At 57.9% G+C, this 15,506-nt stretch carries 10 protein-coding genes and 1 riboswitch; of the genes, 8 read left to right on the top strand and 2 right to left on the bottom strand.

What is annotated here, in order from left to right:
* Window positions 1–66 precede the first annotated feature (66 nt).
* Both AAFN84_RS03195 and AAFN84_RS03190 read right to left on the bottom strand, forming a co-directional pair.
* A complete protein-coding gene (locus AAFN84_RS03195; protein WP_347513060.1) occupies window positions 67–1,182 on the bottom strand; it encodes a ribonucleotide-diphosphate reductase subunit beta in 1,116 nt (371 codons plus the stop codon).
* Between the two features lie 132 nt (window positions 1,183–1,314).
* The gene (locus AAFN84_RS03190) at window positions 1,315–4,191 is read right to left on the bottom strand and encodes a ribonucleoside-diphosphate reductase subunit alpha (RefSeq protein WP_347513059.1); all 2,877 of its coding nucleotides are present in this window, start codon (window positions 4,189–4,191) and stop codon (window positions 1,315–1,317) included.
* Between the two features lie 109 nt (window positions 4,192–4,300).
* A riboswitch (cobalamin riboswitch) is annotated at window positions 4,301–4,511 on the bottom strand.
* Between the two features lie 169 nt (window positions 4,512–4,680).
* On the opposite strand from AAFN84_RS03190, the gene AAFN84_RS03185 reads away from it, so the two are divergent.
* The 8 genes from AAFN84_RS03185 (at window position 4,681) to AAFN84_RS03150 (ending at window position 15,450) form a co-directional block, all read left to right on the top strand.
* Window positions 4,681–5,742, top strand: a complete 1,062-nt coding sequence (locus AAFN84_RS03185; protein WP_347513058.1) for a D-alanine--D-alanine ligase family protein — start codon at window positions 4,681–4,683, stop codon at window positions 5,740–5,742.
* 213 nt (window positions 5,743–5,955) lie between these two features.
* Window positions 5,956–6,711, top strand: a complete 756-nt coding sequence (locus AAFN84_RS03180; RefSeq protein ID WP_347513057.1) for a methyltransferase domain-containing protein — start codon at window positions 5,956–5,958, stop codon at window positions 6,709–6,711.
* Window positions 6,712–7,229: 518 nt separating this feature from the next.
* Complete coding sequence (locus tag AAFN84_RS03175; protein ID WP_347513056.1) at window positions 7,230–10,181, top strand: hypothetical protein; 2,952 nt, start codon at window positions 7,230–7,232, stop codon at window positions 10,179–10,181.
* The gene (locus tag AAFN84_RS03170; protein ID WP_347513055.1) at window positions 10,178–10,648 is read left to right on the top strand and encodes a response regulator; all 471 of its coding nucleotides are present in this window, start codon (window positions 10,178–10,180) and stop codon (window positions 10,646–10,648) included. The genes AAFN84_RS03175 and AAFN84_RS03170 overlap by 4 nt, the downstream gene beginning before the upstream one ends.
* On the top strand, window positions 10,626–11,777 hold the full coding sequence (locus tag AAFN84_RS03165; RefSeq protein ID WP_347513054.1) for a hypothetical protein: 1,152 nt from the start codon (window positions 10,626–10,628) through the stop codon (window positions 11,775–11,777). Before AAFN84_RS03170 ends, AAFN84_RS03165 begins: the two co-directional genes overlap by 23 nt.
* Window positions 11,778–11,942: 165 nt before the next feature.
* Window positions 11,943–12,512 carry a recombinase family protein gene (locus tag AAFN84_RS03160; RefSeq protein WP_347513053.1) on the top strand — a complete coding sequence of 190 codons (570 nt, stop codon included), beginning with the start codon at window positions 11,943–11,945 and terminating at the stop codon, window positions 12,510–12,512.
* Between the two features lie 96 nt (window positions 12,513–12,608).
* Complete coding sequence (locus tag AAFN84_RS03155) at window positions 12,609–13,640, top strand: IS110 family transposase (RefSeq protein ID WP_347513052.1); 1,032 nt, start codon at window positions 12,609–12,611, stop codon at window positions 13,638–13,640.
* Between the two features lie 379 nt (window positions 13,641–14,019).
* Entirely contained in the window at window positions 14,020–15,450 is a 1,431-nt protein-coding gene (locus tag AAFN84_RS03150; RefSeq protein ID WP_347513051.1) for an amidase, read from the top strand.
* Window positions 15,451–15,506 lie beyond the last annotated feature (56 nt).

The following is a 15,506-nucleotide window of genomic DNA, read 5'->3' as shown; positions in this document are numbered from 1 at the left end:
GGCTTCATTGCAAGCGGATGACCATTCTCCGCCGGACGCATTTGCTCCCGGCGGAGGTCGCTGCGGTCAATCCCAGGAAAGCGCGCCGCCGTTCTGGTATTCAATGACACGCGTCTCGAAGAAGTTCTTCTCCTTCTTCAGATCCATTGCCTCCGACATCCACGGGAACGGGTTCTCGGTTTCCTTGAAGACCGGCGTGAGACCGAGCTGCGCACAGCGGCGGTTCGCGATGAAATGCATGTACTGCTCGCAAAGCGCCGCATTCAGCCCGAGAAAACCGCGCGGCATCGTGTCCCGGCCGTAGGACGCCTCCAGTTCCGCCGCATTGGCGATCATGCCGCGCACTTCGTCCTGGAACGCCTTCGTCCACAAATGCGGATTCTCGATCTTGATCTGGTTGATCACGTCGATGCCGAAGTTCAGGTGGATGGACTCGTCGCGCAGGATGTACTGGTACTGCTCGGCGATGCCGACCATCTTGTTGCGGCGTCCCAGCGACAGGATCTGTGCAAAGCCGGTGTAGAACCACATGCCTTCGAAGATGACGTAGAAGGCGACGAGATCGCGCAGGAAGGCCGTGTCGGTTTCCGGTGTGCCGGTCCTGAAGTCCGGATCGTCGAGGTTCTGCGTGTGCTTGAGCGCCCATGCCGCCTTGTCGGTGATCGAGGGCACCTCGCGATACATGTTGAAGAGTTCGCCCTCGTCCAGCGACAGGCTTTCGACGATGTACTGGAATGTGTGCGTGTGGATCGCCTCCTCGAATGCCTGGCGCAGAAGGTACTGCCGGCATTCGGGGTTGGTCAGGTGGCGGTAGATCGCCAGGACGATGTTGTTCGCCACCAGCGATTCCGAGGCCGCGAAGAAGCCGAGATTGCGCTTGATCATGCGCCGCTCATCTTCCGTCAGCCCATCCTTCGACTTCCACAGAGCGATGTCGGCCTGCATCGACACCTCGGTCGGCATCCAGTGGTTGTTGCAGCCGGAAAGGTATTTTTCCCACGCCCAGCGATACTTTAGCGGCAGCAATTGATTCACGTCCGCACGTGCGTTGATCATCCGCTTGTCATCCACGGACACGCGCGCGGCACCGCGTTCGATCTCACCGAGACCCGTGGCGTCGGTTTCGGCATCGGCGGGGATGAGGTTGGCCGGAGCGGCTTTCGGTTCGGACCAGTCGAGCATTGTTCTTTTTCCTTTTGCTGTTTCACGACCCCTCATCCGACCTCGCTTCGCTCGGCGACCTTCTCCCACAAGGCGAAAAGGTGGGTCGGCGCGTGAGCGCCGAGATGGATGAGGGGTGAGGACGCGCCGCGCTTACTGGCAGGCCTCGCATTCGGGATCGTCGATGGCGCAGGCTTTGCCCCATGCGGCATTGGCATCGATCGCGATCGGAGCCGCGACAGCGCCTGCCGATACTGAATTGAGCTTGCCGTCCGTGCCCTTCAGCGTCGACTTCTCGACATGCGTCGCCGAGCGCGAGCGCAAATAGTAGGTCGTCTTCAGCCCCTTCTTCCACGCGAAGCGGTAGAGCTCGTCGAGCTTCTTGCCGCTCGGATTGGCCAGATAGAGATTGAGCGACTGCGCCTGGTCGATCCACTTCTGCCGGCGTGAGGCGGCCTCGATCAGCCACGCCGAGTCGATCTCGAACGCGGTTGCGAAGATCGCCTTGAGATCGTTGGGTATGCGGTCTATCTGGCCGATGGACCCGTCGAAATATTTCAGGTCCGACACCATCACCTCGTCCCACAGGCCACGGGCCTTGAGGTCGTGAACGAGCTGGGCGTTCACCACGGTGAAGTCACCCGACATGTTCGACTTGACGAACAGGTTCTGGTAGCCCGGCTCGATCGACTGCGACACGCCACAGATGTTGGAGATCGTCGCGGTCGGCGCGATCGCCATCGTATTGGAATTGCGCATGCCGGTCTTCTTGACGCGCTTGCGCAAGCTTTCCCAGTCGAGCGTCGCGCCGGCATCCATGTCGACGCCGGGCCGCGCCTCTTCGAGCAGCTTGATCGAATCGATCGGCAGGATGCCTTTCGACCACAATGAGCCATCGAAGCTGGCATAGCGTCCGCGCTCGGCTGCGAGATCAACTGATGCCGAGATCGCGTGATAGCTGATCGCCTCCATCGAACGATCGGCGAAATCCACCGCCGCATCCGACGCATACGCGATGCGCAGCTTCTGCAGCGCATCCTGGAAGCCCATCAGGCCGAGCCCAACCGGGCGGTGGCGCAGGTTCGACGCACGCGCTTCGGGAATAGTGTAGAAATTGATGTCGACGACATTGTCGAGCATGCGCATCGCCGTGCCGATCGTCTTGGCCAGCCGGTCGAGGTTGAGCCCGTTCTCGCTCACGTGATTGAGGAGGTTCACCGATCCGAGGTTGCAGACCGCTACCTCGTCCTTCGACGTGTTGAGCGTGATCTCGGTGCACAGATTGGACGAATGCACCACGCCGACATGACCTTGCGGGGAGCGAATGTTGCACGGGTCCTTGAACGTGATCCACGGATGGCCGGTCTCGAACAGCATCGTCAGCATCTTGCGCCACAGGTCGACGGCCCTGATCTTGCGGAACACCTTCACCTCGCCGGCCGCCGCCCGCGCCTCATGCGCCTCGTAGGCCTTGCGGAACGACTTGCCGTAAAGGTCGTGCAGATCCGGCGTCTCGTCGGGCGAGAACAGCGTCCACTCGCCGTTCGCCTCGACGCGCTCCATGAACAGGTCCGGCACCCAGTTCGCCGTGTTCATGTCATGCGTGCGGCGCCGGTCGTCGCCGGTATTCTTGCGCAGGTCGAGAAACTCCTCGATGTCGACGTGCCACGTCTCCAGGTAGGCGCAGACCGCGCCCTTGCGCTTGCCGCCCTGGTTGACGGCGATGGCGGTATCGTTGGCGACTTTCAGGAACGGCACCACGCCCTGGCTCTCGCCATTGGTGCCCTTGATGTGCGCGCCAAGCCCACGCACCGGCGTCCAGTCGTTGCCCAGCCCACCCGAATACTTCGCCAGAAGCGCGTTGTCCTTCACACCCTTGAAGATCGCGTCGAGGTCGTCGCCGATGGTCGTCAGGAAGCAGGATGAAAGCTGCGGTCGCGTCGTGCCCGCATTGAACAGCGTCGGTGTCGAGGCCATGAAGTCGAACGACGACAACAGGTCGTAGAACTCGATCGCCCTGCCCTCGCGGTCGATTTCGCGGATCGCCAGCCCCATCGCCACGCGCATGAAGAACGCCTGCGGCAGCTCGAACCGCTTGCCCTTCGTGTGCAGAAAATAGCGGTCGTAGAGGGTCTGCAGCCCCAGATATTGAAAGTCGAGGTCACGCTCCGGCTTGAGCGCGTCGCCCAGGCGCTTCAGATCGAACCGCGCCAGTTCGGGGTCGATCAGGTCGGCGTCGATGCCTGTCTGGATGTACTCCGGAAAATAGCTCGCATAACGCGTGGCGATTTCCGCCTGTGTCGCCTGCTCCGGTCTCCCGGCGACGAAAGTCAGCGCCTCGCGCCTTAGCCGGTCGAGCAGCAGGCGGGCCGAAACGAAGGCATAGTTCGGCTCCTGCTCGACCAGTGTGCGCGCGGCCAGGATCGGCGCCAGCGAAAGTTCGTCGAGCGTGATGCCGTCATAGAGATTGCGCCTGGCCTCGGCGATGATCGGCGCGGCCGACACCGCCTCCAGCCCGTCGCATGCTTCTTCCACCACCCGCGCCAGGCGTGCCTCGTCCAGCGGCAGCAGCGTGCCGTCCTCCGCCTTCACGTGCAGTGCCGGCGTGGCCGGCAGTTCGGCCACCAGCGTTCCTGCAGCCCGCTCGCGCGAGCGCTCTTCGCGGTAGAGCACATAGGCCCGCGCCACCTTGTGGTTCTCGCTGCGCATCAGCGCCAGTTCGACCTGGTCCTGCACGTCCTCGATGTGGAAGGTGCGCCCCTCGCCGGCGCGGCGCGTAAGCGCCGAAACCACCTGCTCCGTCAGGTCCTCGACGATGCCGTGCACCCGTCGTGACCCGGCCGCCGTCGATCCCTCGACCGCCAGGAAGGCTTTTGTCAGCGCCAGCATGATCTTGCTGGCGTCGAAGGGCGTGACCGCGCCGTTGCGGCGGATTACCCGGTAGCCGGGTTCGGCCGATTGTGTCGCTGCGGATTCTTGCAGGATCGGAGCTCTTGGCCCCGTTTCGTGATGGATGGTAGTTGCCGGCATCTTGTCCCCGTGGGCGTTGTGGACGGGGATTGCGTGGAACGCATGCAAGGACGCGCGGACTTCACCCACACGTAAGCATCGCGCACCGCCGGGACACCCCGCCCGTAGGTTCGTTCAAAATCGTCACGGCAGGTCTCCTGGCTCGCAGGTCGCCGCTCTCGTCTGCCTTCCCGATGCCGTTAGGCATCAGTGGCGTCACTCGACTCAAGCTCACTGCTTACAGTTGCGGGGGCAGCGCCGGCTTTCCCTGAAGGGGCACCGGCTTCCCTCTTAGCTTCCGAGCCGGACCGACTCGAAAGACCATGACGACTACATCTAGCGTCATGACGCCCATGCGTGTCAACCAGTTGTATGAGCTTTGCACGCGCATTCACGGATGCGCCCGCCCACCGCCCGAAAAGCGCCGCCTTCCGACATTCCCGGCAGACATTTGGCGGCGACTTGACTATCGGTGATCGACGTCGTCACGCTCACTGGAATGGAGAATCCATGGTTGGAACGGATGGTAGATTGCGCATCGCCGTGTTGTTCGGCGGGCGTTCCGCCGAGCACGAGGTCTCCGTCCTTTCGGCCACCAACGTCGTCGCCGCGCTCGACCCCGCGCGATATGACGTGGTCCCGGTCTACGTCACCAGCGACGGGCGCTGGCTGCCGAGCAGTTTCCAGGACGGCGAACTTGCTCGGCCCACGAGCGGCCCGGAACTGTGCCTGGTGCCCGGCGGGCTAGGCCGGATCATCGCCCTTGCAAAGCAAGACCAAGCGCACGAGCTGCCGAAGATCGACGCCCTGTTCCCGGTGCTGCATGGGCTCCACGGCGAGGACGGTTCGGTCCAGGGGCTGGCGCAGGTGGCGCGCGTCCCGCTCGTCGGCTGCGGCATCCTTGGTTCTGCGACAGCACTCGACAAATGTGTCGCAAAGCAGCTCTTCACGGCAGCGGGCCTTCCGACGGCCCGGTCCGTCACCATCATCCCCGGCGACGTGCCCTCCTTTGACGCGTTGCACGCCACGCTCGGCCTTCCGGTCTTCGTCAAGCCGGCGCGCCAAGGCTCGTCGGTCGGCGTCAGCAAGGTTGGCAGCCAAGCCGACTACGACACGGCGCTCGCCGAAGGTTTTGCCCATGACAGCAAGCTTCTGGCGGAAGAATTCATCGCCGCGCGCGAGATCGAATGCAGCGTGCTGGAAGATACCGACGGCGGCATTTTCGTGTCCCGGCCGGGCGAGATCGTCCCGGCCGAGAGTCACGGCTTCTACTCATACGAGGCCAAATATGTCGACGCCGACGGCGCGCTGCTGAAGGTGCCGGCAGACCTGCCACCGACGATCGAAAGCAGGATGCGTGAGATGGCCGAACGCGCGTTCCGCGCGCTCGGCTGCGACGCCATGGCCCGCGTCGATTTCTTCGTCGCCGGCGAGCGCATCCTGATCAACGAAGTCAACACCATCCCCGGCTTCACCGACATCAGCATGTACGCCAAGGCCATGTCGGCCAGCGGCATCGACTACGCCGGCCTGCTCGACCGCCTGATAGCCCACGGTCTCGCAAGAGCCTAGAGGTCTCGGGAATCCGGCTGGGTAAGGTGAACATTATGGTCCACCTGTATGCCTCCCTCTAGCTAGTCGTGCGCCGCGGAAGCGGCTCGCACACCGACTGGAACACGCATCTCTGGTAGAATTCCCGCTGGCGCGACGCAATCAGGGATTTATCCCGCAACCTTTTGCGGTCAAGAGAGGTCGGTAGGATAGTTAGTAATCAGAAAGAGATTAATGTCCGTTTCGCGCGCCTTGAAGCGCCTGTTCTATTCAACAGAAAACACTGAAACATCATCCGCAATAGATGCTGTGAAAAAGCCGGAACCGCCAGCGACGGGAATCAGGCTTAATCTTGGCTGTGGCTTCGATGTTCGTGAGGGATGGATCAATGTCGATATGCATGATCACCACGGGCCGGACCTTGTCTGTGACGTCACTTGGCTGAAGCCAATCGAGAGCAATTCGGCTGACTACGTCCTCGCCCAGGACGTATTGGAGCATATTCACCGCGTCAAATGCGCCACCGCTCTGCTCGAATGGAACCGTGTCCTCAAGATTGGTGGGCAATTGGACGTTCGCGTCCCTGACGTGGTGGCGATTGTCGCTCTGATGCGAGACGAACAGTTTGCCAGTGAGCAGGGGCATCAGCATCTCCTGCAATGCATGTTCGGGACTCAAAGCTACGAGGGCGACTATCACCTGAACGGCTTCACTGAGCTTTCTCTCAAGCATGCACTGCACGATGCCGGTTTCGAGATCGCTCATTTCGGCCACAGGGATGAGTGGCTGTTCGACGTGGTGGCGACGAAGATGCGCCACGCGGAGCCCGACAATGTGCTCAGGATCGCGGACGACAATACATTTGTCGATGCAGCATATGAGCGCTACGCGGGTCGCGCAGCGGATGATGGTGGCAAGAGCTACTTCGTTGCCAGATTGGCCGAAGGCACCCCCAGAGAGGCCGTAATCGCTGCTGTGAAGGGCAACTGAGCCGACGAGGTGCGTTGCAGATTCAGATTCTGCGCGAGTTTTCTTACAATTCGTCGGGTGTGCTCACGTGGAGTGCTTGCCTGCGCTTACCGCGAGCACAAATTGCGGCCGACGAAATGGCCCTATCTGAGATACAACCTTTTGACGACGGGGGGCGAACAGCTATCTCGGTTTCGAACTAACCGGTACTGGTTCCTGAATCTGCTCTCGCCGCAGGAACATATCTGGTGGCCCGGAGCCTACCAAACCAACACCGATATTATTAGTTTTTTCCGTATCTTAGCGCCCCACGCTTAAACCGGGCACCAACAAATATACCAACACTCTCAGAAGCCGGTGGTGGCTGAGACCTTTGATCGCGACTGGCAACGTCTGCGGATGCCTAAATGTCTCGGTCTAAGCAGCTGCATCTCAGAAGTGGACTCTGGTGCCCGGCATACCTAGCGTCCCACATCTGTTTTTTGGCAAATAGCTCCCGTGCGTTTAGATGTCGACATGGGGCCTATAGAGAGAATCAGATGGCAGAAACTAACCGCAGCTTAAAAATCGCAAGGCAGTTGCGGTCCATCCGTTCGGCAGCCGTTCGAAATCTTGTTCGAGGACTTCTCGCCGAGAAGGGTGACAATTCTCTCGGCGAAAAGACTGACAACATACTCAGAGTGGCTAAAGGCCAGGATTATAAAACCGTTGTGGATGCGTTGAGCGCACTTCAACGAGCGGGTGAGGTGACGCTTTCGCTCCCTCTCCCGCCGTTGCCGCCCGCGGTCGCCGATATCACCTATTCTGTCACCATGCCCGAGAAGGCTTTCCTAGCCTACGCCGATCGTCTCATGAACGAATATAATGACGTTATACGTCAATATGTTGAGTTTACCCATGAACTGGACATTTTGTGTGAGGCATCAGACGACCAACGAATTGTTGCGTGCCTAGAGACGGTAGTCGATAAGTTCGGATATTCCATTGATCTCGTAACTCGCCTGATGAGCTTACGTTATAGACACACCGCAATCCCAAAAACTGATATTGCAATAGAGACTATTCTATCCCCGCTCAATGACCGCAAGAGAAGCATTTTCTTTGTTGCAATAGAAGACGCGTTTGATGCTTCGCGATCGTATCTTACGACCCGCCGAACGTTCATGAATTTCGCGCGAGGTGATCGTCTTAACCGACAGGTCAGGCATTATATTACAGGCTTTTTTAGCCCCTTTACTGATAAGGATGTCGAGATATACGACAGAGCACGCGCATTTGCGGGCTATTCAGTTATCGACTTGGCGCAGTACATACTTTCTTCTGCCGAATTGTACACGCAATCGGGCTTAGAATTTCCATCCGATCTAGTCGCTGCCGTGCCAGAGACGGTACGCCTCGCACATGAGGCCGCGCGGTTCACCACAGATCATCTACCTCTCGAACCATTCTATGATGATAAATTCGGTCAACGATCAGAGTTTCTATTTCGTCACTCACCAGCTCTAGGAAACTATAGCGCCGCCCTTTCATTCCGAGCCAGTATCGAACGTTGTATGTCTGGTCGATATGACGGCCTCTTTACTGCCCCAATTCCGTCTTCACCGCTGATTATAGACCATGAGTGGAGTCCAACAGAGGGAATTCTCGCGTTGTGCGGCAGTACTGATCGTGCGCAGTTTCGATCAGGAGCGCTACCTGCTGGGCGACTTGAACTGACAGGCACCTTCGCATACATCGTTACAAATAGCACAGAAGCTCTCGATGTCTCTGGCGAGCAATTGCTTGCCGCTTTGGACGCCTGTGAAAACATCCCCTTGATCTTGACGGCAGTGGAACTTTCCGCGGCGCTGCCGCCGAAGCCCAACGACCCATTGTACGAACTACTCCGAACGACAATCGTGTTTGATGCGGACCAGAGCCTCACCACCGACTATGCGGTGCGACAGGCTACAGAGCGCATGGTGCTTGACGACTACGATGGCGACATTCTCGCAATGCTGCAATCCATCTACTCAGCTGCACCGTCAGTCGGAGAGTACTACTTTGGTTTCTGGACCGACGAGTTTCTGACGCAACTGTACGGTCTTTATGAATCCGTTGAAGCAGTATGGGAGACGCGAGAACGGATGCTCACGTGGTACGGAGATTACACCGATAGTGAAGTACACAAAGAGCGTGCTCGGTCCCTTTCGCTTGAGAACAAGCTGCTCCGTCTTCGAAATGAAATTGATGCTAACCGGCTCCACGTAGATGGCACCCGTTTACGACACTGGATGCAGGACGAGGTGGCAACGGCAATACGTTCACTAATCACCTCTGGTGAGATTATACTACGCCCGGTTGAAAATGTCAGCGAGGCTCAGAACGAGATATTGCTCTTGAGCGATCCCGGGTTGCAGTTGGCGCGAATAGTGGCAAAGGTCTTCCACGAATTCTGTTCGAATCGGTCGTTCGGGCTGGATTCTTATATTGGACGCCGGATTCGCCACGGGACCTTTTTTGGGACAATTACGGCAGAAGTGCGGACGATACTCGGAGCGTTCATTGCAGCAGAACAAGAGCGGAACCCCGATATTGCAGCTTTTGTGGCGCAGCGTCTCCGCTCGTTTGAAAGTGATGTTCGCCGTTTCGCGGTGGATCGCATCCAGATCAGATCAGCTGAAAAGCCAAAAGGACTAATTGTCCCTCATTTAGACACGGATGCAAAAATCAGCCATCTGAAATTGATCTACAAAGACATCGAGAATTTACTAGATAGCACCACTAACGTTCCTCAAGTGATGGACGTTATACATCAGCATTGTTGGCTTCTAGTTGGTCCCGACCTTGTTAATATCCGTCAGCAGCTAGAGCGTTACAGAACAGAACGGCTATTCTTTGACAGTCGCGATCTTCCTGCTGCGCAAGAACAAGCACTTAGGGACGCCCGCGTCGCGATACATCGCGCGAACGCTATCGTTCAGGAGCGTGTAGCTCAAATCGCGAGTTGGTTTGCCCAGCCTCCTGAGACACTCCCCTCAGCGACGCTGGAAGAACTGTTCCGCATCGTCGTTGAGGAAGCACGAACTCAGGTCAGCGGCTATGAGCCGGAGGTCGAGATTGTCGACGAGGCTTCAATCAGGATTGTCGGCCACCGTCATCAGTACGTGTATGATGCGCTGTATGTGATCGTCAAAAATGCCGCAATTTACGGCAACCGCACAGGATTACTGCGCATCGCCACAAAGAAGTCGGTCGAGCTTGAACGCGTAGTTGTCCACGTCGAAATTTCGAACCGTATTCTCAACTCTGATATGATGAATGTGGTTCTGAGGCGAATCGATCAAGCGATGAGCAAACCCATAGACGGAGCCATGGTCGTTGAAGGTGAAAGTGGGATACCGAAACTGCGTAGCTTAGAAAGCGAGGGCAAGGAGATCCGAAACGTGGCTTACTGGGGCAGCGACGCCACGCTTACATGCTCCTTTGACCTTTTTCTTGCGACAGCATGATCCGTGTGCTCCTCGTAGAAGATGATCCCCACAAAGAGAAGGGTTTGCGGGACGCCATGGCGGAAATCCTGCACGAGGTCGATGTGGTGTTGGTTGTCTCCGTTCAGACTGCGGTGGCGGCCGTGCGATCGAGCGTCTTTGACTTGGTCTTACTTGACATGGCCCTTCCCAGCCATGATCGCACTCTTGGAATAGGCAATCCACGACAGATGCCGTCTGGAGGACTAGAGATTCTATTGAACCTCAATGAGAAGCGACGCAGAGATCCAGTAATCGTTGTCACTCAGTATCCAGAAATCGAGATTAATGGACAGCTTATACCGATAGAACAAGTTCCTTTCATATTGCCGAAAATTGTTGATATCGAGTTGCATGGCATCGTCCAGTACGATGAGTTTGCTCCGGAATGGAGAACGACGTTTCAGAAAATCGTGCGAGAGTGCTTTGACCAACATCCTAATCATTGACGACAACGACACTAAAGCGTCGGATATCTCTGCAGTACTTTCTGATCGTTTTTCGGAAGGGTTAGAGCTCGATCGACACACATGTGTCTCCGATGGCATTCGGGCTCTGACCCAGAAGCAGTACGACCTGATAGTCCTTGATCTCGTCCTTCCCCCTATGAGGGGCGGAGAACCAATCGACGTTTCCGAACAGATTGTTGATGCAGTTCGTCAGTCGGAACACAATGTGCGTTCACAGGTCATCGCGCTTTCTGCATTCGATGATGTAGTCGAGGCGCGTCGATTAGAGTTCAGCGAAGCAGGTATTGTTTTAATCCACTACTCTGATGTAAATCCAACATGGCGGGATGTACTCGACGTCATATGTCAGCGAGTCGACAGTAGAGAAGTCTGCACGTTTTTAATTGTTTGCGCATTGCCGATGGAAAGGCAAAGCTATCAATACACTGACGCGAGCCTTGGGCCACTGATTATTTTAGGTGGACTTGATTGTCTGCGTCTGAAGGTTGGCGACTACCGAGGCATATGCGTGCTCCTTCCCCGGATGGGAATCGTGGATGCCGCAGCAGTTACGGCGCGGGCGATTGAGTTGTTTTCCCCACGGGTAGTTGCGATGTCAGGGATCTGCGCCGGATTCTCTGCTCGATCGAAGATTGGCGACGTCGTGTGCGTCGATAACTGCTGGGAACATCAAGCCGGAAAGTGGTCGGGGCCGAACTTCAAACTTGAAGAATACCAGATGCCGCTAAACGAGCGGCTTCGCACATTGTTGCGTCAAGAAATAGAGCAAACGGATTCATTCAAGACTTTTAGAGAGAGTATCCCAGCAGCGCGCGAGGATCAGACCGGAACTGCTCATATTGGGCCGTTGGTGAGTGGCTCTGCTGTAATTGCTTCGAACCATCTGCAGGAGATGATTGCTGATCAGCACAAGAGGCTACTTGGCTTAGATATGGAAGTATATGGAGTGTCCAGAGCTTGCCATCTCGCACAGGGAAACGTGGATTTTTTTGCTGTTAAAACGGTTGTCGACTTAGCAGACGAGGAAAAAAATGATCGTCTTCAGGCGTACGGGTCTACACTCTCGGCCAAAATCGTCGTCCATATGCTGGGAAAAGTTCTCGCTTAGGCTCAACCTATCGATCGGCCCAAGGTAGTCAATCCTGTTGCAGCAGGGTGTACCCTGAGGCGACACTCGGCGCGAGCAGCGTCACCATTGCAATATCTGTCACATCGTCCTTGACGGCGACTATTTGTGACAGGGTAGCCTCGGGCCTAAAGCTTGAGGTGACACATGGCCCGCATTGGTTACGCCCGCGTCAGCACCATTGATCAGGACCTCGATCTACAGCTCGCGAAGCTGAAAGCCGAAGGCTGCGAAATTATCCGATCTGAGAAGGTATCGGGGGCGAGCCGCGATGGTCGCGCCGAATTGGCGACGATCATAGAGTTTCTGCGCCCCGGCGACGAGCTGGTCGTCACCCGCCTTGACCGGCTGGGGCGCGACACGCGCGACGTGCTGAACCTCATCCACGAGTGCGAACAGCGGGACGCGTTCGTCACCGTGCTCGACCCACATGTGTCTACGCGCGGCGAAATGGGGCACGTCATCCTCACGGTCCTTGGCATGGTCGCCACCATGGAGCGCCGGTTCATTCGCGAGCGCCAGCGCGAGGGCATCGAGCGAGCGAAGACCGAAGGTGTGTACAAGGGCGGCAAGCGCCGCCTTGACCGATCACGTATCGAGGCCATGAACGCATTGGGGATGGGCGCGACAGCTATTGCAAAGGCGGTGGGGTGCTCGCGGATGCAAGTCTACCGCATCTTGGAAACGCAGAAGCAGACCTCGACCGCTCAGGTGTAGAATCGAAATGGCCGGCGTGGGGTGATGGGGTGGACGCCCCCCGGCGGCATCGATGTGCCAAAGTGGAGGTGTTGAACACCACTTGAGGAGGCGTCCGTGTCAGAAGTTACCACAATCGGGCTTGATATCGCGAAGAACGTTTTTCACGCCTATGGCGCGGCTGCCAGCGGGCAGGCTCGCTTCAGCCGGAAGATCAGCCGCACAAAGTTGCTTGAGTTTTTCGCCAAACAGCCACGGTGTCTGGTGGCGTTAGAGGCCTGCGGCGGTGCGCACCACTGGGCCCGCGAACTCACGGAACTGGGTCACGAGGTAAAGCTAATCCCTCCGGCTTACGTAAAACCATTCGTGAAGCGGAACAAGAACGATGCCGTCGATGCCGAGGCAATCTGTGAAGCTGCGCAGCGACCGAACATGCGGTTCGTCGCGATCAAGAGCGAGGCGCAACAGGCATCGGCGCTGGTGTTCCGAACCCGCGATCTGCTGGTGCGGCAGCGCACCCAGTTGATCAACGCCATTCGGGGTCATCTGACCGAGTATGGCTGGGTTGCACCCAAAGGCCCCTCACATGTGGCGGTGCTGGGCGACCTGCTTGATGGTGACATGGGATCATCGCTTCCGGAGGCAGCCAGGCCGATGTTCCGAACGATGCTCGATCTGCTTGAAGTATTGAACGGGAAGATCGGCGAACTGGATAAAGAAATCGCGCAGCGAGCCCGAGAAGATGCGATTGCCAAGCGACTGATGACGATACCGGGCGTGGGCCCGATCACGGCCACGGCGATTGCCGCACTCGCTCCACCGCCCGAATCGTTCACCAAAGGAAGAGACTTTGCCGCCTGGCTGGGTCTGGCTCCGCGTCAGCTCTCGACTGGGGGCAAGCAAAAGCTGGGGTCGATCACGAAGATGGGCGAGCGAACCTTACGACGTCTTCTCATCATCGGGTGCAGCGCCGTCGTCCTGCAGGCGAGCAAACGTGGTGCGCCGGCGGGTTCGTGGCTTGAGCAGATGATGGCTCGAAAGCCACGCATGCTGGTCACGGTCGCACTGGCCAACAAGACGGCGCGCATCATCTGGGCGCTGCTCTTGAAGCAGGAGGAATACAAAGCTCCGGTCGCCGTTGCGGCGTAAGCCAAGGCGGACCAGGGGTCGTCGGAGACGTAGTCGGTCGAAGGAAGGTATGGCGCAACAGTCGGCGAGACGGGGTCGGAAAACCAGGGCTTTCCACTGTGCCTCGAGCACGCTGTGGGTGATATGGATCCGATCCGCGAACTCCCATACGGGCCCGCAGCCTCTGGTGCTGCATCAGAGGCCGGACAGATGGCAGCATCCGACCACGTGCCAACCTTCAAAAAACCGCTTGCGTCTCATGGGGCGTCCACAGATGGGGCGTCCACAGATGGGAAGCGGTCAGTCCGCTTTCAGGCCGGAAACTTCATAAGCGGACCCGAGAATCCGTGTATTGCAGCCTGACAGGTCAATCACTCGTATTTCTGGAATCGGATCGGATATGCCTATTCAGTCGCCGTTGGAGCTTGACTTAACACAGCTATCGAAAGCGCTCATCGAGCGACAATGGACTGCGCGCGCGATTGCTGAGGCAACTATGTCCCGTATTAGAGAGCTCGACCGCGATCTACATGCGTTCTGCACCTTGGACGAAACGGCAATGGCTCAGGCAGAGGACGTCGATCGCCGCCTTGCTGCCGGATTGCCCGTGGGGCCGCTCGCAGGTGTTCCCGTCGCTGTGAAGGACCTGATATGCACCCGAGGTCTACGCACGACGTTTGGGTCGCGTCTGTATGACGATTTTGTGCCCGATCAGGATGACATCGTTGTCGAACGCCTTAGAGCGGCAGATGCGATCATTGTCGGCAAAACGAATGCTTCTGAATTTGGCTATGGCGCTGTCGGCCACAATCACCTTTTCCCTACGACACGGAACCCATGGAACACGGCTCTGACCCCGGGCGGCTCCAGTGCCGGCTCGGCCGCTGCTATAGCCGCTCGAATGGTTCCATTGGCCCTGGGAAGTGATGGCGGCGGCTCAATAAGAATCCCCGCGTCGCTATCCGGCGTCTTCGGCATGAAGCCCTCCTGGGGGCGTGTACCTCTTTATCCAGGGTGTCGCGACGAACGGTATCCTGGCCAGTCCAGTTGGGAGTCCCTGGAGCACATCGGTCCATTGTCCCGCAACGCGGCGGATGCCGCCCTTGCCCTATCCGTTATCAGCGGCCCCACCCCTTACGACAGGCACTCGATTCCATCGGAAGCCCGCGATTGGGCTTTGGATGGCATGGAAACGATGAAAGATGTCCGCATTGCATATACGCATGATCTGGGCTTTGCGCCCGTCGATCCGGAAGTGAGCGCGGTCTTCGAAAATGCCGTCCGGCAGTTGGAAAGGATAGTCGGTACCATCGACTGCGCTTATCCGGCCGTCGGCAACACGGAAGGCCTGCTCGACACCCTCGTTGCGCTTGAGACGGATCGCGCGGGCCTCAAGGCCATGGCCGCCGAGCGCGGGATCGAATTGGACGGCTGGATAGGCAGCATCCTTGAGCGCACGTGGAGCGCGGACCAGTTCACTGCCGCACTTTTGGAGCGGAAGCGGGTTGTCAATATTACCGCCAAGTTCATGGCCGACTTTGATTTCCTGCTAACGCCGACAACCGCAACGGCGGCTTTTCCGATAGATACAGACGGCCCGGCGGAAATAGCGGGGCAAGCTCTTCCTCCGTCAGCGTGGGTTCCATTCTCGGCGCTCGCAAACTTTACCGGTCAACCTGCGGCCTCTGTTCCGATCGGCTTCACAAATGACGGCCGACCGATTGGCTTGCAAATCATGGGCCGTCACCTGGATGACAGGGGGGTTCTTTCCTTATCTGCGATCGTCGAAACACTCTTTCCAAATAACCGCTGGCCTGGTCCGAAGCTATGACAATGGATGTGCAGTGTCGGTTGGCTTCTCGTTGAAGAGAAAGCAATGACAACCAC

Source organism: Mesorhizobium sp. CAU 1741, from assembly GCF_039839275.1.
GTDB lineage: Bacteria > Pseudomonadota > Alphaproteobacteria > Rhizobiales > Rhizobiaceae > Aerobium.
Note: the sequence above shows the minus strand (reverse complement) of the source record. Positions and strands in the feature narration are given on the sequence as shown.